The sequence below is a fragment of the Rathayibacter sp. VKM Ac-2879 genome (assembly GCF_015351245.1).
GTDB lineage: Bacteria > Actinomycetota > Actinomycetes > Actinomycetales > Microbacteriaceae > Rathayibacter.
In genome coordinates, this window is record NZ_JADKSO010000004.1 from 129,877 (window position 1) to 147,746 (window position 17,870).

A 17,870-nucleotide genomic window follows, 5' to 3' on the forward strand; every position below is an offset into this window, starting at 1 on the left:
CGGAGGGGCGATCGCCCCGTGGCTCAGTGGCCCTCTTCGGCCAGCTTCTTGATGCCGTCCTGCACGATCTGCTCCGCCTCGGCCGCGTCGCCCCAGGCCTCGACCTTGACCCACTTGGCGGGCTCGAGGTCTTTGTAGCGCTCGAAGAAGTGCTTGATCTCGTTCTTCGTCTGCTCGGGCACGTCGCCGATGTCCTGGATGTGCTTCCAGCGCGGATCCTTGGCAGGCACCACGATCACCTTGGCGTCCGAGCCGGCCTCGTCGCTCATGTTGAGCACGCCGACGGGGCGGACCGAGACTCCCACGCCCGGGAACACCGGGTACTCGAGCAGGACGAGCGCATCGACGGGGTCGCCGTCGAGGCCGAGCGTGTTCTCGAAGTAGCCGTAGTCGGTCGGGTAGACGAACGAGGTGAACAGCACGCGGTCGAGGTAGACGCGTCCGGTCTCGTGGTCGACCTCGTACTTGTTGCGGCTGCCCTTGGGGATCTCGACGACGACGTCGTATGCGGCCATGTTCGCTCCTTGAGTCGGTGGCGCCGTGGGCGGCGCATCGGCGGGGTGGTCCGCCTCGCGGGTGCGCGCGGATGCGCACGCTCGCGGGCCGGATCGCTGGCCTAACGTTACTTGATGTGCCCGATCGCCCCCGCCTGACTCCTGCCCTCGCCGACCTGCGCCGCGCGGTGCGCGCGAGCCTCGACGGGCTCGGTCCGGGGGCTCTGGTGCTGGTCGCGCTGAGCGGGGGAGCGGACTCGCTCGCGCTCGCCTCCGCCGTCGCCTTCGAGGCGCCGAGGGGAGGCCGGCGGGCAGGCGCGGTGATCGTCGACCATGGGCTCCAGGAGGCGTCGGCCGCGGTGGCGCGCCGTGCCGCCGAGCAGGCGCACGCGCTGGGCCTCGCCCCCGTCCTGCGGGAGGTCGTGTCGGTGCGGGGCGAGGGCGGACCGGAGGCGGCGGCCCGCACCGCGCGCTATCGCGCCTTCGACGACGCGCTCGCGGCCACGGGAGCCGCCGCGATCCTCCTGGGCCACACCCTCGACGACCAGGCCGAGACGGTGCTGCTCGGACTCGCCCGCGGCGCCGGTGCCGCCTCCCTGCACGGGATGGCGCCGGTGAGCGGGCCGTTGCGCCGGCCCCTGCTCGGCGTGCGTCGCGAGACCACCCGCCGTGCCTGCTCCGACGCGGGGCTTGAGCCGTGGGACGACCCGCATAACGACGACCCGCGCTACTCGCGAGTGCGGGTGCGTTCGCGGGTGCTGCCGGTGCTCGAGGCCGAGCTGGGTCCGGGGGTGGCGGAGGCGCTCGCCCGCACCGCGGAGCAGTTGCGCGAGGACGGCGACGCGCTCGACGCGCTCGCGCTGGAGTGGGCGCTCGAACTCGTGGGACAGAACGACGACGGGCACGTGACGGTGGACGCGCGGGGGCTCGCGGCGGATCCGCCTGCGCTGCGGCAGCGCATCATCCGTCTCGTCGTCTCGAACGAGTTCGGAGTCGCCCTCTCGCGCGCCCAGACCCTCGCGGTCGCCGCTCTCGTCACGGACTGGCACGGGCAGAAGGGCGTCGACCTGCCCGGCGTGGTCGCGACCCGCTCCGGCAGCACGCTCGTCTTCGCCCCGTCCCGCTGACCCCCTCCCCCCCCTCCGCGAGATGCCACTTATGAGCGCGACACGCCGACGCGGGACCGCATAAGTGGCATCTCGCGGAGGCGGGGGGCCGCGCGGGGATGCCCCGTAGAGTGGCCGGGTGGAAGCAGCCGACATCGCCGACGACATCACCGAGGTCCTCTACACCGAGTCACAGATCCACGAACGGATCCGCGACCTGGCGCGCGCCATCGAGCGCGACTACGCGGGCGAGAACCTGCTCATCGTGGGCGTCCTCCGCGGTGCCGTCATGGTCATGGCCGACCTCGCGCGCGAGCTCAAGCTCGACGTCGTGATGGACTGGATGGCCGTCTCCTCCTACGGCAGCAGCACCAAGTCCTCCGGCGTCGTGCGGATCTTGAAAGACCTCGACACTGACATCACCGACCGCAAGGTGCTGATCGTCGAGGACATCATCGACTCGGGTCTGACGCTCTCGTGGTTGCAGGGCAACCTGCGCAGTCGCGGCGCGGAGTCGGTCGAGATCTGTGCGCTGTTCCGCAAGCCCCGCGCGGCGAAGGTCGAGGTCGACGTCGCCTACGTGGGCTTCGACATCCCCAACGACTTCGTCATCGGCTACGGACTCGACTACGCCGAGCGCTACCGCAATCTTCGCGATGTCGCGATCCTTGCGCCCCACGTCTACGAGTAGTCGCGCCGACGCGGCCCAGGAGAGCCTCGAGCGCTTCTTCGCCGCCCCGGTGCTGGGCTACCACATGAGCTACCCGACGTCGCTGCGCGCCGATCTCGAGTTCAACTACTGGTGGCTCGCTCACGCGATCGACGCTGCGGTGGACGCCTTCGAGCGCACGGGAGACGAGGCGCACCTCGAGCGGGCGCGGCGCGTGCATCGCGCGATCCGCCTCCGTAACGGCGGCCGCCTGGTCAACGGCTACTTCGACGACATGATGTGGCTCGGAGGCGCGCTCGCGCGGCTCGGCGAGGCCACGGGCGACGGCCGCTGGCTCGATCGTGCCGACCGGTTGTGGCGCTTCGCCGTCGAGCGCGGCTGGAACGTCCGTCACGGCGCGAGTCTGGCCTGGCGCCGCCGCCAGCTCGACTACAAGAACGCGCCCGCGAACGGCCCGTTCGCGATCCTCGGGGCGCGGCTCGAGCGTCTCCGCCCCGACGGGCGCGAGGAGCTCGCGCGCACGGCGTTCGACTGGATGCACGTGCGGCTGCGCGACGACGCCTCCGGCTTCGTCGCCGACGGCATCGGCCGCGAGGGAGGCTCGGAGCGGGACGACTGGGCCTTCAGTTACAACCACGGCGTCTACATCGGCGCCGCACTGGCGCTGCACCGGCTCCGTCCGGATCCGCGTCTCGTCGCCCACGCCTCCCTCACGGCGCTCGACCTGCTCGACCGTCTCGCCCCCGAGGGGGTCTTCGTGGAGCAGGGCGCGGGCGATGGTGCGCTCTTCGGAGGCATCGCCTACCGCCACCTCGTCGACCTCGCTCTCGACGCCGACACCGAACCGAAGGTGAGTGGACGCCTCCGCGCCTTCGTCTCGGGCAGCGTCGACACGCTCTGGAGCACGAGCGAGCGGCGTGGACTGCTGCTCGCAGGGCCGCGCTGGGATGCGCCTCCGCGCCTGCCCGCGACTCTCTCAGCCGAGCTCGGAGCCGTGCTGGCGACCGAGGCGGCCGCGGCGCTGGAGCGGTGCCGGAGCACGTCAGACTGAGGGGGTGAGAGTCGAGCCCGCACCACGCACCGTCGCCGTCGTCGTCAACCCGAGCAAGTTCGACGACGTGCAGACGGCGGAGGACGTGGTCGCCCGCCTCGCGCGCCGCCACGGGTGGAACGAGCCGCTCTGGTTCGAGACGAGCCCCCACGACTCCGGGGTCGAGGCGGCACGGGCCGCTCTCGAGGCGGAGCCCGACCTCGTCTGCGCGATGGGAGGCGACGGCACCGTCCGCGCCGTCGCCGCTGTCCTGCGCGGCACGTCCGTCCCCTACGGCCTGCTGCCCAGCGGGACGGGCAACCTGCTGGCACGCAACCTCGGACTGCCATTGGGCTCGCTCGCCGACGCGGTCGAGATCGCTCTGCTCGGCCAGGATCGTGCGATCGACGTCGGGACGGCGACGTTCGACGACGGCGAGGAGCGCATCTTCATGGTGATGGGCGGCGTGGGGTTGGACGCCGAGATCATGGACAAGACCGATGACGAGCTGAAGAAGCGCGTCGGCTGGGGCGCCTACTTCGCTGCCGGCGCGGCTCCGGCGATGTTCATGTCGGGCTTCGAGGTCTCGCTGCGGATCGACGGGGTCGCGGAGGCGCCGACGCGCGCGCTCATGGTGCTCGCCTGTAATTGCAGCTCGGTCGTGGCCAACATCGAACTCGCCGCGGGGGCGGTGCTCGACGACGGCGACCTGGAGCTCGTGCTGTTGCGCCGTCGCTTCGGGCTCGCGCTCGACGTGGCGACGGGCAACCGCAACGGGCTCGCCTCGTTGCGACAGTGGCCGGGCCGCGAGTTCTCGTTCGAGCTGGACCAGGCGGTGCTCGCCGAGCTCGACGGGGATCCGATCGGTCGGACCACCTCGGGACGCTTCGGCGTGGATCCGGGGGCGCTCCTCGTGCGGCTTCCGGTGCCGACTCCGCGGAGCCCGGGCCTGACGCCGTCCGACTCCCTGGTGGTCGACACCACCGAGATTGCGACGATTCTCGACCGCTGAGCGCTTGCGGATCTTTCTTTACGGACGTAAGTTATCTGACGAACGTAAAAAAGCGGTGCGACGAGCGCCGAGAGACGAGGACGACGTGACCGATCCGCGACAGGCCCGCTCGCGCGACGCGCTGCTCGCGGCGATCACGATCGCGCTCGACCGCCCCGGCGACGAGCAGCCCTCGATCACCGAGCTCTGCGGCGCCGCAGGCGTCAGCCGGCCGACCTTCTACCAACATTTCGGCGACGTCCCGTCACTCATCGAAGCCGCCGCGATCGAGCGGATGCACGCCCTCTTCGCGGCCGTCGCCCCGCCCACGCCGGACGAGCACTGGGAGGGAACGGTGCCGGACGTCGTCCGCGGACTGCTCGAGGGCCTCCGCGTGCACGCCGACTTCTACCGCCGGGTGTTCAGCGGAGGCACCGCCCGCTCGGTGCAGGAGGCGGTCGTCGCGTTCCTCGCCCAGCGTCTCCTCACCTTCTCGCCACTGGCCGCGCGCGTGCCGGCCGGAGGCGATCGCGCGCGCGTCGAGCGCTTCGCCACCTTCCTCGCCGCCGGCACGACCTGGCTCGTCGTCGGCTGGCTGCTCGAAGGCGATGCCCGCCGTTCGGTCGCCGAGGCCGCCGGCGACATCGCCGAGCTCCTCGTCACGGGAGTCGCCTCGGAGCGCCTCGCCGCCTTGCACTCCTGACCTCCACCCCTCCTCGAGAAGGACCATGACCACCTCGCCCCTCCGCCGCGCCCTGCGCCGTGTGAACCCCCGTCTCCTCGTCGTCTTCGCGGCGATCGCCCTCATCCCGCTGATCTACGCGGGCCTCCTGACCTCGGCGAACCTCGATCCGACCCACCACCTCGACACCGTCCCGGCGGCGCTCGTCGACGAGGACACCGGCGCGACCGCTTCCGACGGTTCGGCGCTCGCTCTCGGGCACGACCTGGCCGACGAGCTCACCTCGAACACGTCGGGCTCGAACTTCGCGTGGCACACGACCGGGGCCGACGAGGCGGCGAGCGAACTCGCCTCCGGCGCGGTCTACGCCGTGCTCACCGTGCCCGCTGACTTCTCGGCCGATGTCGCGTCGATCGGAGGCGACGACCCGTCCGCCGCCGCGACCGCGAAGCTCTCGATCGAGACGAACGACGGAGCCAACCTCATCGTCGGCTCGATCGCGAACACCGTGGGCACCTCGGTCACGCAGGCCGTCGAGAAGAAGGTGGGCGAGAAGTACCTCTCGTCGATCTACCTCGGCTTCACCGAGCTGCACGCGAAGCTCGAGCAGGCATCCGACGGCGCGAGCCAGCTCGCCGAGGGGGCCGGACGGGCGGCCGACGGCTCCTCCGAGCTGGTCGTCGGGCTGACGCAGTTGCAGGACGGCTCGGCTCGGCTCGCGGACGGCGCCGATGCGCTGCGCGCGGGCGCCGACTCGGCCGCGAGCGGCGCGGCGGCGCTCTCGTCCGGATTGCAGAAGCTCGACGACGGCGCCTCGCAGCTGCCGGCGAAGGCGGACGAGCTCGCGAGCGGTGCGCAGAAAGTCGCGGCGGGTGCCCAGCAGCTCGACTCCGGTGCCGCGGGGCTCGCCTCGGGCGCCTCCGACCTGGCCGCGGGAACCTCCTCGCTCAGTACGGGCGCGACCACGGCGGCGACGGGAGCTGCGGCGGTCTCGAAGGGCGCAGGCACGGTGTCGGGCGGCGCGGAGGAGGCGCTCACGGCCGCTCGGCAGCTCGCCTCAGGAGGCGCCTCGCTCGCGTCGGCGACCCCCACGCTCGCCGCCGGCTCGGCGGCAGTCGACTCCGCTCTCTCCTCCCTCCTGACCCGCTACGACTCGATGAACGATGCCGAGCGGCGGACGGAGTTGACGGCGATCGAGAGGGCGGCGGCGGCCGTCTCGACCGGAGCGGCCGACGCCGACCACGGGGCGCACGCCCTCGACGCGGGCACGAAGGCCCTGGTCGGCGACTCCGACCACGGCCTCACGGCGCTCGCCGCGGGCGCGGCGCAGCTGGCCGGCGGAGCCGCCGAGCTCTCGAACGGAGCCGGCACTCTCGCGAGCGGCGCGGCGGCGGTCGACACAGGCGCGCAGGCGCTGTCGTCCGGCGCGACGACGCTGGCGAGTGGCGCCTCCTCGCTCGACGCCGGCGCCGCCGGCCTCTCTAGCGGAGTCGACGCGCTGGTCGACGGGGTCGGCCCGCTCTCCGGCGGCATCGCCGACGCGGACTCCGGCGCCTCGCGTCTCGCCTCCGGAACGGCCGACCTCGCCTCGGGCGCCGACACACTCGCCGCCGGAGCAGCCTCCGCCTCCTCCGGGACGGCCGCCGCCGAGAGCGGCTCGGAGCGCCTCGCCGGCGGGATCGAGTCCCTCCGCTCGGGCTCGTCGACCCTGGGCGCCTCGCTCGCCGACGGGGCGAAGCAGATACCCAGCTACACCTCCGCGCAGGCCTCCGCTCTCAGCGCGGTCGCCGCCGCCCCCGTCGGTCTCGACGCCGAGAGGCTGAACCGGGTCCCGTCGTACGGCTATGGCCTCGCCCCCTACTTCATGGCGCTCGCGCTCTGGGTCGGCGCGCTCGCCTTCTACCTGATGAGCGCGCCGCTGAACGCCCGCCTCCTGGCCGGGCGCCGCCCGGCCTGGGTGATCGCGCTGCGAAGCTACCTGCCCGGCGCGTTGATGGCCGTCGCGCAGGGCGTGCTTGCGGCGCTCGTGATCCGCTTCGGGGTCGGCGTCGAGGCGACGAATCTGCCGGGGCTGATCGGCATCGCGGTGCTCACGAGCCTGACGTTCGTGGCCGTCAACCAGGCGCTGATCGCTCTGCTGGACGCCCCGGGCCGCTTCCTCGCGTTGCTCATGATCGTGCTGCAGCTTTCCTCGGCCGGGGGCACCTACCCGGTCGAGACGGCGCCCGCCTTCTTCCAGGCCCTCCACGGGGTGCTGCCGCTGACCGGCACGGTGGAGGCGTTCCGCTCGCTCATCGCGGGCGGCAGCATCGGCGTCGCGCACGCCGTGCTCGTGCTGCTGCTCTGGCTGGCCGGCGCTCTCGCGGTGACCGTGCTGGCAGCGGGCCGCCGCCGTCGCCGCGGCCTGGCCCCGGCCCTCCCCGACCCGGAGCCGCTGCTCCCCGCGTGACGGCCGTTTTCGGCGGGCGCGTGCCTCTCGATGTCAAGGAACGCGCCAGAGGGCCGCACGGTCGGAGGTGGCGCAGGCTCAGCCCACGGCGAACGCGTGGCCGGTGCCCAGAGTGCGAGAGGTAGCCTGACTCTCACATTTCCTCGTCAGAAAGGTGCCGGGTGTCGCACCCGCAACATTCATGAACGTCAAGCGCATCTTCCGAGGCCCCATCCTCTACGTCGTCCTGGCGATCGTCGCGGTGTGGATCGGCTCCTCGCTGATCACCATGTCCGGCTTCCGCCAGATCAGCACGCAGGAGGGCCTCAACCTCCTGAAGGACGGCAAGGTCGAGTCGGCGAAGATCGTCGACGGCGAGCAGCGGGTCGACCTGACGCTCTCGCAGGACGACGGCGACAACGGCAAGCAGGTGCAGTTCTACTACGTGTCGCCGCGTGGCACCGAGGTCGTCGACGCGGTGAACGCGGCGAACCCGAGCAAGGGCTACACCGACGAGGTCCCGCAGACCAACTGGTTCTTGTCGGCGCTCGGCTTCCTGCTCCCGATCCTCCTCATCGGCGCGTTCTTCTGGCTGATGCTCTCGGGCATGCAAGGAGGCGGGAATCGCGTCATGCAGTTCGGCAAGTCGAAGGCGAAGCTGGTCTCGAAGGAGACGCCCAAGGTCTCGTTCGGCGATGTCGCCGGCGCCGACGAGGCGATCGAGGAGCTGCACGAGATCAAGGAGTTCCTCAAGGAGCCGGCCAAGTTCCAGGCGGTCGGCGCCCGGATCCCCAAGGGCGTCCTGCTCTACGGCCCTCCCGGCACGGGCAAGACTCTCCTCGCCCGCGCCGTCGCCGGCGAGGCCGGCGTGCCCTTCTACTCCATCTCCGGCTCGGACTTCGTCGAGATGTTCGTCGGCGTCGGCGCGAGCCGCGTACGTGACCTGTTCCAGCAGGCCAAGGAGAACTCGCCCGCGATCATCTTCGTCGACGAGATCGATGCCGTCGGGCGCCACCGCGGCGCGGGAATGGGCGGCGGGCACGACGAGCGCGAGCAGACCCTCAACCAGCTCCTGGTCGAGATGGACGGCTTCGACGTCAAGACCAACGTGATCCTGATCGCGGCGACAAACCGCCCCGACATCCTCGACCCTGCCCTGCTGCGTCCGGGCCGCTTCGACCGCCAGATCGGCGTCGACGCCCCCGACCTGCTCGGCCGCAAGAAGATCCTCGAGGTGCACGGCCGCGGCAAACCGCTCGCCGGAGGCGTCGACCTCGAGGTCGTCGCCCGCAAGACCCCGGGCTTCACCGGTGCCGACCTGGCCAACGTCCTCAACGAGGCTGCACTGCTCACTGCGCGCTCGAACGCCCAGCTCATCGACAACCGTGCCCTCGACGAGGCGATCGACCGCGTCATCGCCGGTCCGCAGCGGCGTACGCGCGTCATGCGCGACAAGGAGAAGCTGATCACCGCGTACCACGAGGGTGGGCATGCTCTCGCGGCGGCGGCGATGCGTCACACCGACCCGGTGACGAAGGTGACGATCCTCCCTCGCGGACGAGCCCTCGGCTACACGATGGTGCTGCCCCTCGAGGACAAGTACTCGACCACCCGCAACGAGCTGCTCGACCAGCTGACCTACGCGATGGGCGGACGTGTCGCCGAGGAGATCGTGTTCCACGACCCCACGACGGGAGCCTCGAACGACATCGAGAAGGCGACGGCGATCGCCCGGAAGATGGTCACCGATTACGGCATGTCCTCCAACGTGGGAGCCGTCAAGCTCGGTCAGTCGTCGGGCGAGATGTTCCTCGGCCGTGACATGGGGCACCAGCGCGACTACTCCGAGCAGATCGCCGAGCGCGTCGATGCCGAGACCCGCCAGCTCATCGAGCACGCCCACGACGAGGCCTGGCAGGTCATCAACGACAACCGCGACATCCTCGACCGTCTCGCGACCGAGCTGCTCGAGAAGGAGACGCTCGACCACGACCAGCTGGCCGAGATCTTCGCGGGCGTGCGCAAGATCGACGAGCGTCCGCAGTGGCTCTCGAGCGACAAGCGTCCGCTGTCCGATCTCCCGCCTATCGCCGTGCCGGTGGCGAAGGCGCCGATCGACTCCGGCGTGACCGACGGAGGCGTCAGCTCGGCCGGCGTCGACGAGGTCGCGGCGAAGCGTCCGCCGCTGATCAACCCGCGCCCCGCGACGGCGTAGCGCGCTCGTGCCTGTCGACACGGCGCGCATCGAGGCGGCGGTCGTCGAGCTGCTCGCGGCCATCGGGGAGGACCCGGGCCGCGAGGGCCTCGCCGACACTCCGCGGCGTTTCGCGGAGTCGTACGTCGAGTTCTTCGGCGACTTCGACGTCGACCCCGCGGCTCTCCTCGCCGAGACCTTCGCCGTCGTCGAGGGCGAGGCCTCGGCACCGCTCGAGCAGACGGTGATCGTGCGAGACCTCGCGTTCCGCTCCGTCTGTGAGCACCACCTTCTGCCGTTCGTCGGCGTCGCGCACATCGCCTACCGGCCGCGCGAGCGCGTGGTCGGTCTCGGACGCCTCCCGCGCGTCGTCGAGGCCGTCGCCTCGCGCCCGCAACTGCAGGAGCGGCTGACCGAGCAGGTCGCGGACGTGCTCGACGAGGGGCTCGCTCCCGAGGGAGTCCTCGTCGTCGTCGACGCGGAGCACGGCTGCGTCCGGATGCGCGGCCCGCGCCAGCGGGGCAGCTCGACCGTCACGATCGCCGCCCGCGGCACCCTGGCCGAGCCCGCCGCCCGTGCCGAGATCATCGCGCTGATCGGCGCCATCCGAGGGGAGTGACGTGAGCCCCTCCGTCGCGGACCTCACGCCGAGCGGTCGCGCCGCGCTCCTCGGGATCCTCAACGTCACCCCGGACTCGTTCAGCGACGGCGGCCGCTGGCTCTCGGTCGATGATGCCGTGCGGCACGGCCTCGAGATGACGCGCGCGGTGGGCGAGGGCCCCGCCTCCTTCGGCGCCGACCTCATCGACGTGGGCGGCGAGTCGACCCGCCCCGGGGCGGCGCGCGTCGATACCGCGTCCGAGCAGGGCCGGGTGCTGCCCGTCGTGCGGGCGCTCGCGTCCCAGGGTGTGCGGGTCAGCATCGACACGATGAGCGCGGCGACGGCCGAGGCTGCGCTCGACGCAGGGGCTGTCGTCGTCAACGACGTGTCGGGCGGACTCGCCGACCCGGCGATGCTGCCGCTCGTCGCCGAGCGCGGGGCCGTCTACATCGCGATGCACTGGCGGGGCCACAGCGCCGACATGAACGCGCTCGCCTCCTACCGGGACGTGGTCGCGGAGGTGCGCAGCGAGCTCGAGCGGCGCGTCGACGCCGCCCGCGCGGCAGGCATCCGCGACGATCGCCTCCTGCTCGACCCCGGCCTCGGCTTCGCCAAGGCAGGGGAGCATGACTGGGCCCTGCTCGCCCGCCTTGACGCGCTCGCCTCCCTCGGCTTCCCCCTGCTCGTCGGACACTCGCGCAAGCGATTCCTGGCCCCGTTCGCTCCCGCTGGAGCTCCCGCGGCGGAGCGCGATGAGGTCTCGGCGATGCTGAGCCTCGTCGCCGCGGAGCGCGGCGCGTGGGGCGTCCGCGTGCACGATGTCCGCTCGTCCGCGCGGGCCCTCGCGCTCGCCGCCCGACTCCAGGAGGAGACCCCGTGACCGTGCCGGACCCCGCCGCTCTCGCCCTGCGCGACTCGATCACGCTGACGGGTCTGCGCGTGCGCGCGCATCACGGCGTCTTCGACTTCGAGCGGGAGAACGGGCAGGACTTCGTGATCGACGCCACCGTCTGGCTCGACACCGCCCCGGCCGCCGCGGGCGACGCGCTCGCCGAGACCGTGCACTACGGCGAACTCGCCATCGCACTGGCCGACGCCGTGACCCGCGACCCGGTCGACCTCATCGAGACGCTCGCCGAACGTCTCGCCACAGTGGCCCTCGGCTTCGCCGCTGCCGACGTGGTGCGGATCACCGTGCACAAGCCCGACGCGCCCATCCCGCTCCCCTTCGTGGACGTCGCCGTGCAGATCACGAGGGCCAGCGCGTGAGGCCCCGGCAGCAGCGCCTGCGTCCGGCGCGCCACGTCGTCCTGGCGCTCGGCAGCAATCTGGGTGACCGCCTGGCGCATCTGAACGACGCGGTCCGCGCGCTCGCGACGACCCCGGGCCTGCGCATCGACGCGGTCTCGAAGATCGTCGAGTCGCCCGCGTGGAAGCTCGACGGCGTCGACGAGGAAGCGCCCGCCTACTTCAACGCGGTCGTCGTCGGCTCGACGACGCTCGAGCCGGAGGCGCTGCTCGCGGCGACGGCGGCGATCGAGCTCGCGGGCGGTCGCGTCCGTGGCGAGGGCGAGGAGCGCTGGGGCGACCGCACGCTCGACATCGACCTGATCGCGGTCGGAGGCGTCGTGCGCGACGATCCGCAGCTCACCCTCCCGCACCCGCGCGCCGCCGAGCGCGCATTCGTGCTCGAGCCGTGGCTCGACGTCGAGCCTGCCGGGGTGCTCCCGGGCGCGGGGCCGATCGCCGTCCTGCGTCGGCGCGCGAGCGATCGGGTCGGCGACCGACCCGAGACGATAGCGTGGCGGCACGCCGACTCCCCGCCGGACCGTCCCGACACCGAGAGCAGCCTCCCGTGAAGCGCACACGCCTCAGCACCCTGCTGGGCCTCGGCCTCGCCGGAGCCGCTGCCGGATTCCTCCTCGACCTGGCCATCGCGGCGGCCGGCCGGCCCGTGCTCGTCCCTCCGCTGACGGTGCCGGTGACGCTCGTCGTCGTCGCCGCGCTCGTGCTCGGCTTCGCGATCCCGATCCACCGCGCCACCTCGGGCGCCGTCCGTCGGCCGATCGACCCGTTCCGCGCCTTGCGCGTGGTCATCCTCGCCAAGGCGTCGAGCCACGTGGGCGCGCTCCTCCTCGGCGCCTCGGGAGGCATCCTGGTGTACCTCCTGAGCCGCGCGATCCCTGCTCTCGGCTCCGTATGGCAAGACGTCGCGACGATCGTGGGCTCCCTCCTCCTGATGGTGGCGGGCCTGGTCGCCGAGCACCTCTGCACGATCCCGCCGAGCGACGACGACGATCACGCGCTGGGCGAGGCGAACCACGCATGAGCGAGCAGCATCCCGTCGACGCCACGCGACCGCCCGTACGCCGACGCGCACGGGGCCGTCTCGACGTGGCGGGGGACTGGCGCCGGGTCTCGCCGCGCTACGTCGCGGTCGAGATCGTCTCGGCGGTGGTCGCGAGCGTCGTGCTGCTGGCCGTGCCGACCGTCCTGCTCCTCGTCGGGGTGCGCTGGGCCTGGATCGCGCTGGTGCTCGCCGCGGTGCTCGCGGTGACCCTCCTGATTGTCGCGCCGCGTCGCGCCCGCGCGTACGGGTACCAGCTGCGGGAAGACGACCTGCTGTTCCGCCGCGGCATCATGTTCCAGCGTTTCGTCTCGGTGCCCTACGGGCGCATGCAGCTCATCGACGTCAACCGCGGTCCGCTCGCCCGGGCCCTGGGCTTGGCCGAGCTGCGCTTCGTGACCGCGGCGGCGGCCACGGGTGTGAGCATCCCGGGCCTCGTCGAGGGCGATGCGGAGGAGCTGCGCGACCGGCTGGTCGCGCTCGCCGAGTCGCGCCGGGCCGGACTGTGACCGAGGCCATCGCCCGCGGGACCGAGACCGACCTCGCGGACGGCCAGTGGCACCGCCTGCACCCCGCGACTCCCCTGCTCAAGGGCGGGATCGGCCTGGTGGTCGTCCTCGGGATCGTGGTGGCGAACCTCCGCGAACGACTGATCGAGCTGTTCCTCCCCGGCCCAGAGGGCTTCGAGAGCGGCGACCCCGTCGATGAGCTCCTGCGCCGAGGGCTGCTCGGCTGGGCGGCGCTCGCGGTAGCGGTCGGGCTCGCCGTCGCGCTCGCCGCCTTCTGGCTGTCGTGGCGGATGCACAGCTTCCGCGTCACGGACGAGCTCGTCGAGGTGCGCTCCGGTGTGCTGTTCCGCACCAACCGTCGGGCACGGCTCGACCGCATCCAGGGCATCGCGGTGCAGCGCCCGCTCGTCGCGCGCCTGGTCGGAGCGGCGAAGCTCGAGGTCAGCGTGGCGGGGCAGGACGCCACCGTGCAGCTCTCCTACCTGGGTTCACGCCTCGTCGACGCCCTGCGCCGCGACATCCTGCGCCTTGCCTCCGGGGTGCGCGAACGGGAGGCGGTGCCCGCAGAGGCGCGGGCGGGCGGGTTCCTCGCGCAACGCCTCGAAGAGCTCGCCGAGCCGCTCGACGTGGAGCCGCCAGAGTCGGTCGTGACGATCCCGGCAGGGCGGTTGCTCGGTTCGCTCGTGTTCAGCGGGTTCACGCTGTTCCTGGTCGTCGCGAGCGTCGTGGTGGTCCTCGCCGCGGTCTACGGCTCGCCTTTTGTGCTGTTCGCCATCCTCCCCGGGCTGCTCGGCTCGGGGGGCTACTACGTGCGGCACTTCGTGCGCTCACTCCGCTACTCGATCGTGGCGACTCCCGACGGCGTGCGGGTCGGCTACGGGGTGCTCTCGACGAGCAGCGACACCCTGCCGCCCGGCCGGATCCACGCGGTCGAGATCACTCAGCCCCTCCTGTGGCGGCCCTTCGGCTGGTGGCAGGTGAGGATCGACCGAGCCGGCCACGCCTCCGCTCGCGGCACCAGTGGCGAGCCGAACACCATGCTCCTGCCCGTCGGCGACCTCGCGGCCGTCGAGAAGGTGCTGCGACTGCTGCTGCCGGGCACGGGGGAGGGTGCCGAGGCGACGCCCGTGGGAGACGCGTTGCGCCGCCGCGACGCCCCGGGCTTCACCTCCGCCCCGCTCTCGGCGATCGGGTTGAGACCGTTCTCGTGGCGTCGCACGGGCTATCGGCTCGCCGAGGACGTCGTCGTCCTGCGCAGCGGGGCCGTCTGGCGGAAGGTGGTCGTCGTGCCGCTCGCGCGCATGCAGAGCATCGCGGTGCACCAGGGGCCGCTGCTGCGGATGCTCGGCCTCGCTTCCGCGCGCGTGCACACCGTGGCAGGGCCCGTCGTGCCGACGATTCCCGTGATGAGCGTCACCGACGGGCTCGCGTTCTTCGACCGGCTCGCGGGGGCCGGAGTGCGGGCGGCGGGGAGCGACGCAAGCCATCGGTGGGGGAGACGGGCGCGGGAGGCGTGGCCGGCGCCGGAAGGAGATCCGTATGTCTGAGCAGGGGTCGTCGCGTCGGCCGGAGTCGCGTCGAGACGGACGTCTGGGTGTGGGCGTCGTCGGAGCGGGCCCCGTCGGCCCGGTGCTCGGGGCCGCGCTCGCGAACGCCGGGCACGCCGTCGTGGGAGTCGCGACCACGAGCGAGGCCGGTCGTGAGCGGGCCGACGTGCTCCTCCCCGGAGTGCCGATCCTCGCCGTCCCCGACCTCGTCGAGCGCAGCGAACTCGTCATCGTGGCCGTGCCAGGAGGCGAGATCGCCGCACTCGTCGCAGGCCTCGCCGCCACGGGGGCATGGCAGCCGGGCCAGCTCGTGCTGCACACCGCTCCCGAGCACGGCTACGGTGTGCTGGCGCCGGCGCTCGCCGCGGGAGTCATTCCTCTCGCCGTGCATCCGGCGATGGCTTTCAGCGGCACGAGCCTCGATCTCGCGCGCCTCGCCGAGACCTACTTCGCCGTGTCCGCGCCGGGACCCGTGCTCCCCATCGCGCAGGCCCTCGTCGTCGAAATGGGCGGGGAGCCGGTGACGGTAGCGGAGTCCGACCGCGCCGCCTACGCCGAGGCTGTGTCGACCGCGACGGCCTTCTCGACGGCGATCGTCGAGCAGGCGGCGGGTCTGCTGGCCGGAATCGGCGTCGAGAAGCCGGGTTTCTTCCTCTCGAGCCTGGTGCGCTCCTCCGTGGACGACGCGCTGCGCCGCGCCGGCTGAGCCGAGGTGCCGCTGCGCCGGCCGCGGCGCCGCGGCACACGGCCCGGCATCTCGCCGCACAGCGGGGAGGCGCCACGCCCCCGCCGGTAGCATCGACGGGTGATCAGCACCATCGAGCGCATCGACGACCTCCGCACGCGGCTTCAGGAGGCGCGCCGGGACGGGGCGAGCATCGCCCTCGTGCCGACGATGGGAGCGTTGCATGCCGGTCACCTCGCCCTCGTCGCCCGGGCCCGCGAACTCGCCGACGTCGTCGTCGTCTCGATCTTCGTGAATCCGCTGCAGTTCGGCCCCACCGAAGACCTCGACCGCTATCCGCGCGATCTCGCGGGCGACACCGCGCTCCTCGAGGCTGCGGGCGTCGACCACCTCTTCGCGCCGGGAGTCGCCGAGATGTACCCCGACGGGCCCTCCTCCACGCGCGTCGTCGCGGGCGAGATCGGCGCCCTCTACGAGGGCAGTGCCCGGCCCGGGCACTTCGACGGGATGCTCACCGTCGTCGCGAAGCTTCTGAACATCGTGCATCCCGACGTCGCTCTCTTCGGGCAGAAGGACTCGCAGCAGCTGTTCCTCGTGCGCCGCATGGTCCGCGACCTCGACTTGCCCGCCGCGATCGAGGCCGTCGGCACAGTGCGGGAGGAGGACGGGCTCGCCCGCTCGAGCCGCAACCGGTACCTCGACGGGGAGCAGCGCCGTGCAGCTCTCGTGCTGCCGCGTCTCCTCGCCGCCGCCACCGAGGCCGCCGAGCAAGGAGCCGCAGCGGCCCTCGACGCGGCCCGGGCCGTCGCCGAGGGCGAACCGCTCGTTAGGCTGGACTACCTCGTCGTCGTGGACCCATCGACGTTCCTCCCGGTCGCCGACGACCACCGCGGCCCGGCCCTCGTGCTCGTGGCCGCGATCGTCGGCTCCACTCGCCTCCTCGACAACGCTCCGATCACGCTCGCCTGACCCGCCCCCAACCGAAAGCACCCGCGCCGACATGGTCGACACCTCCGAGACCCCTGTGCCCCCGACCGAACAGGCGGCCGCCGCGCAGCAGCGCGCCTCCGCCGAGCGCGAGGCCGTCGAGCGCGACGCCTCCGAGCAGAAGGCCGTGCGTCTGGCCAAGCGGGAGCGCCTGCTCGCCCTCGCGGGCGATGACCTCGGAGCCGGCGCCTACCCCGTCGCCGTCGGAGTCACCGACACGATCGCCGCGGTCCGCGCGCGCCACGAGGGCATCCAGCCCGACGTCCACACGGGCGAGCGTGTCGGCCTCGCCGGCCGCGTCGTCTTCCAGCGCAACACCGGCAAGCTCTGCTTCGCGACCCTTCAGGCGGGTGACGGCGAGCGCATCCAGGCGATGGTGTCGCTCGGCGAGGTCGGCGAGGAGTCGCTGGCCGCGTGGAAGGAGCTCGTCGACCTCGGCGACCACCTCTTCGTCGAGGGCGAAGTGCTCTCGAGCAAGCGCGGCGAGCTGAGCGTCTGGGTCTCGACCTGGACCATCGCCGCCAAGGCGCTCCTCCCGCTGCCGACCCTGCACAACGAGCTCGGCGACGAGACCCGGATGCGCCAGCGCTACCTCGACCTCATCGTGCGCCCGCAGGCCCGCGAGACCGTGGTCACCCGGGCCGCGGTCAACGCCTCGCTCCGCCGCACCTTCGAGGCACACGGCTTCCTCGAGGTCGAGACGCCGATGCTGCAGGTGATGCACGGCGGCGCCTCCGCCCGCCCCTTCGCCACGCACTCGAACGCGTTCGACACCGAGCTGTACTTGCGCATCGCGCCCGAGCTGTACCTCAAGCGCGCGGTGGTCGGCGGCATCGACCGGGTCTTCGAGATCAACCGCAACTTCCGCAACGAGGGCGCCGACTCCACCCACTCGCCCGAGTTCGCCATGCTCGAGGCCTACCAGGCGTACGGCGACTACCGCTCGATCGCCGACCTCACCCAGGAGCTGATCCAGAACGCGGCGCAGGCCGTCGCCGGCTCGCACGTGGTGACGTGGGCCGACGGCACCGAGTTCGACCTCGGGGGCGAGTGGGACCGGATCTCGATGTTCGAGAGCCTCTCGCTCGCGGCAGGCGTCGAGATCGCTCCGTCGACCCCGCTCGCCGAGCTCGCGACGCTCGCGGCGCGCGAGGGCGTCGAGGTGCACGTGCCCACGCACGGCAAGTACGTCGAGGAGTTGTGGGAGCACTTCGTGAAGGCGACGCTCACGCGCCCGACCTTCGTCATGGACTTCCCCGTCGACACCTCGCCGCTCGTGCGCGCACACCGCAGCATCCCCGGAGTCGTCGAGAAGTGGGACCTCTACGTCCGCGGCTTCGAGCTCGCGACGGGCTACTCCGAGCTGGTCGACCCGGTCGTGCAGCGCGAGCGCTTCGTCGAGCAGGCGCGCCAGGCGGCGGCGGGCGACGACGAGGCGATGCGTCTCGACGAGGACTTCCTCCGCGCCCTCGAGCACGGCATGCCGCCCACCGGCGGGATGGGGATGGGTATCGACCGCCTGCTGATGGCGATCACAGGCCTCGGGATCCGCGAGACCATCCTGTTCCCGTTGGTCAAGCAGTAGCCGACACGGTCGTC

General features: G+C 72.3%; 18 protein-coding genes. 17 read left to right on the plus strand and 1 reads right to left on the minus strand.

Annotated elements, in window-relative coordinates; translation table 11 throughout:
• Window positions 1–23 precede the first annotated feature (23 nt).
• Window positions 24–515: an inorganic diphosphatase gene (locus ITJ45_RS11440; protein ID WP_194610249.1), complete on the minus strand. Its 492-nt coding sequence runs from the start codon at window positions 513–515 to the stop codon at window positions 24–26.
• 116 nt (window positions 516–631) lie between these two features.
• Here ITJ45_RS11440 and tilS point away from each other — a divergent pair, with 116 nt between their 5' ends.
• The 17 genes from tilS (at window position 632) to lysS (ending at window position 17,856) form a co-directional block, all read left to right on the plus strand.
• Window positions 632–1,621 carry a tRNA lysidine(34) synthetase TilS gene (tilS, locus tag ITJ45_RS11445; protein WP_416365297.1) on the plus strand — a complete coding sequence of 330 codons (990 nt, stop codon included), beginning with the start codon at window positions 632–634 and terminating at the stop codon, window positions 1,619–1,621.
• Window positions 1,622–1,739: 118 nt separating this feature from the next.
• On the plus strand, window positions 1,740–2,291 hold the full coding sequence (gene hpt, locus ITJ45_RS11450; RefSeq protein ID WP_194610245.1) for a hypoxanthine phosphoribosyltransferase: 552 nt from the start codon (window positions 1,740–1,742) through the stop codon (window positions 2,289–2,291).
• A complete protein-coding gene (locus tag ITJ45_RS11455; protein WP_194610243.1) occupies window positions 2,269–3,321 on the plus strand; it encodes a glycoside hydrolase family 76 protein in 1,053 nt (350 codons plus the stop codon). The genes hpt and ITJ45_RS11455 overlap by 23 nt, the downstream gene beginning before the upstream one ends.
• Before the next feature lie 4 nt (window positions 3,322–3,325).
• Window positions 3,326–4,312, plus strand: coding sequence for a diacylglycerol/lipid kinase family protein (locus ITJ45_RS11460; protein ID WP_194610241.1), 987 nt, complete (start codon window positions 3,326–3,328; stop codon window positions 4,310–4,312).
• 85 nt (window positions 4,313–4,397) lie between these two features.
• Window positions 4,398–4,994: a TetR/AcrR family transcriptional regulator gene (locus tag ITJ45_RS11465; RefSeq protein ID WP_194610239.1), complete on the plus strand. Its 597-nt coding sequence runs from the start codon at window positions 4,398–4,400 to the stop codon at window positions 4,992–4,994.
• Window positions 4,995–5,019: 25 nt separating this feature from the next.
• Entirely contained in the window at window positions 5,020–7,422 is a 2,403-nt protein-coding gene (locus ITJ45_RS11470; protein WP_194610237.1) for a YhgE/Pip family protein, read from the plus strand.
• 181 nt (window positions 7,423–7,603) lie between these two features.
• Complete coding sequence (gene ftsH, locus ITJ45_RS11475) at window positions 7,604–9,616, plus strand: ATP-dependent zinc metalloprotease FtsH (RefSeq protein WP_194610235.1); 2,013 nt, start codon at window positions 7,604–7,606, stop codon at window positions 9,614–9,616.
• A gap of 7 nt (window positions 9,617–9,623) precedes the next feature.
• On the plus strand, window positions 9,624–10,214 hold the full coding sequence (gene folE / locus ITJ45_RS11480; RefSeq protein ID WP_194610233.1) for a GTP cyclohydrolase I: 591 nt from the start codon (window positions 9,624–9,626) through the stop codon (window positions 10,212–10,214).
• 1 nt (window position 10,215) lies between these two features.
• Complete coding sequence (gene folP / locus ITJ45_RS11485; protein ID WP_194610231.1) at window positions 10,216–11,076, plus strand: dihydropteroate synthase; 861 nt, start codon at window positions 10,216–10,218, stop codon at window positions 11,074–11,076.
• On the plus strand, window positions 11,073–11,465 hold the full coding sequence (folB, locus tag ITJ45_RS11490) for a dihydroneopterin aldolase (RefSeq protein ID WP_323743012.1): 393 nt from the start codon (window positions 11,073–11,075) through the stop codon (window positions 11,463–11,465). The genes folP and folB overlap by 4 nt, the downstream gene beginning before the upstream one ends.
• Window positions 11,462–12,055, plus strand: coding sequence for a 2-amino-4-hydroxy-6-hydroxymethyldihydropteridine diphosphokinase (gene folK, locus ITJ45_RS11495; protein WP_194610229.1), 594 nt, complete (start codon window positions 11,462–11,464; stop codon window positions 12,053–12,055). Before folB ends, folK begins: the two co-directional genes overlap by 4 nt.
• Entirely contained in the window at window positions 12,052–12,525 is a 474-nt protein-coding gene (locus ITJ45_RS11500; RefSeq protein ID WP_194610227.1) for a DUF3180 domain-containing protein, read from the plus strand. Before folK ends, ITJ45_RS11500 begins: the two co-directional genes overlap by 4 nt.
• The gene (locus ITJ45_RS11505) at window positions 12,522–13,052 is read left to right on the plus strand and encodes a PH domain-containing protein (RefSeq protein ID WP_194610224.1); all 531 of its coding nucleotides are present in this window, start codon (window positions 12,522–12,524) and stop codon (window positions 13,050–13,052) included. The genes ITJ45_RS11500 and ITJ45_RS11505 overlap by 4 nt, the downstream gene beginning before the upstream one ends.
• Window positions 13,049–14,599, plus strand: coding sequence for a PH domain-containing protein (locus ITJ45_RS11510; protein WP_194610222.1), 1,551 nt, complete (start codon window positions 13,049–13,051; stop codon window positions 14,597–14,599). The genes ITJ45_RS11505 and ITJ45_RS11510 overlap by 4 nt, the downstream gene beginning before the upstream one ends.
• The gene (locus tag ITJ45_RS11515; RefSeq protein WP_194610220.1) at window positions 14,592–15,305 is read left to right on the plus strand and encodes a DUF2520 domain-containing protein; all 714 of its coding nucleotides are present in this window, start codon (window positions 14,592–14,594) and stop codon (window positions 15,303–15,305) included. The genes ITJ45_RS11510 and ITJ45_RS11515 overlap by 8 nt, the downstream gene beginning before the upstream one ends.
• A gap of 99 nt (window positions 15,306–15,404) precedes the next feature.
• A complete protein-coding gene (gene panC / locus ITJ45_RS11520) occupies window positions 15,405–16,253 on the plus strand; it encodes a pantoate--beta-alanine ligase (protein WP_194610218.1) in 849 nt (282 codons plus the stop codon).
• Window positions 16,254–16,284: 31 nt separating this feature from the next.
• Complete coding sequence (gene lysS / locus ITJ45_RS11525) at window positions 16,285–17,856, plus strand: lysine--tRNA ligase (RefSeq protein ID WP_194610215.1); 1,572 nt, start codon at window positions 16,285–16,287, stop codon at window positions 17,854–17,856.
• Window positions 17,857–17,870 lie beyond the last annotated feature (14 nt).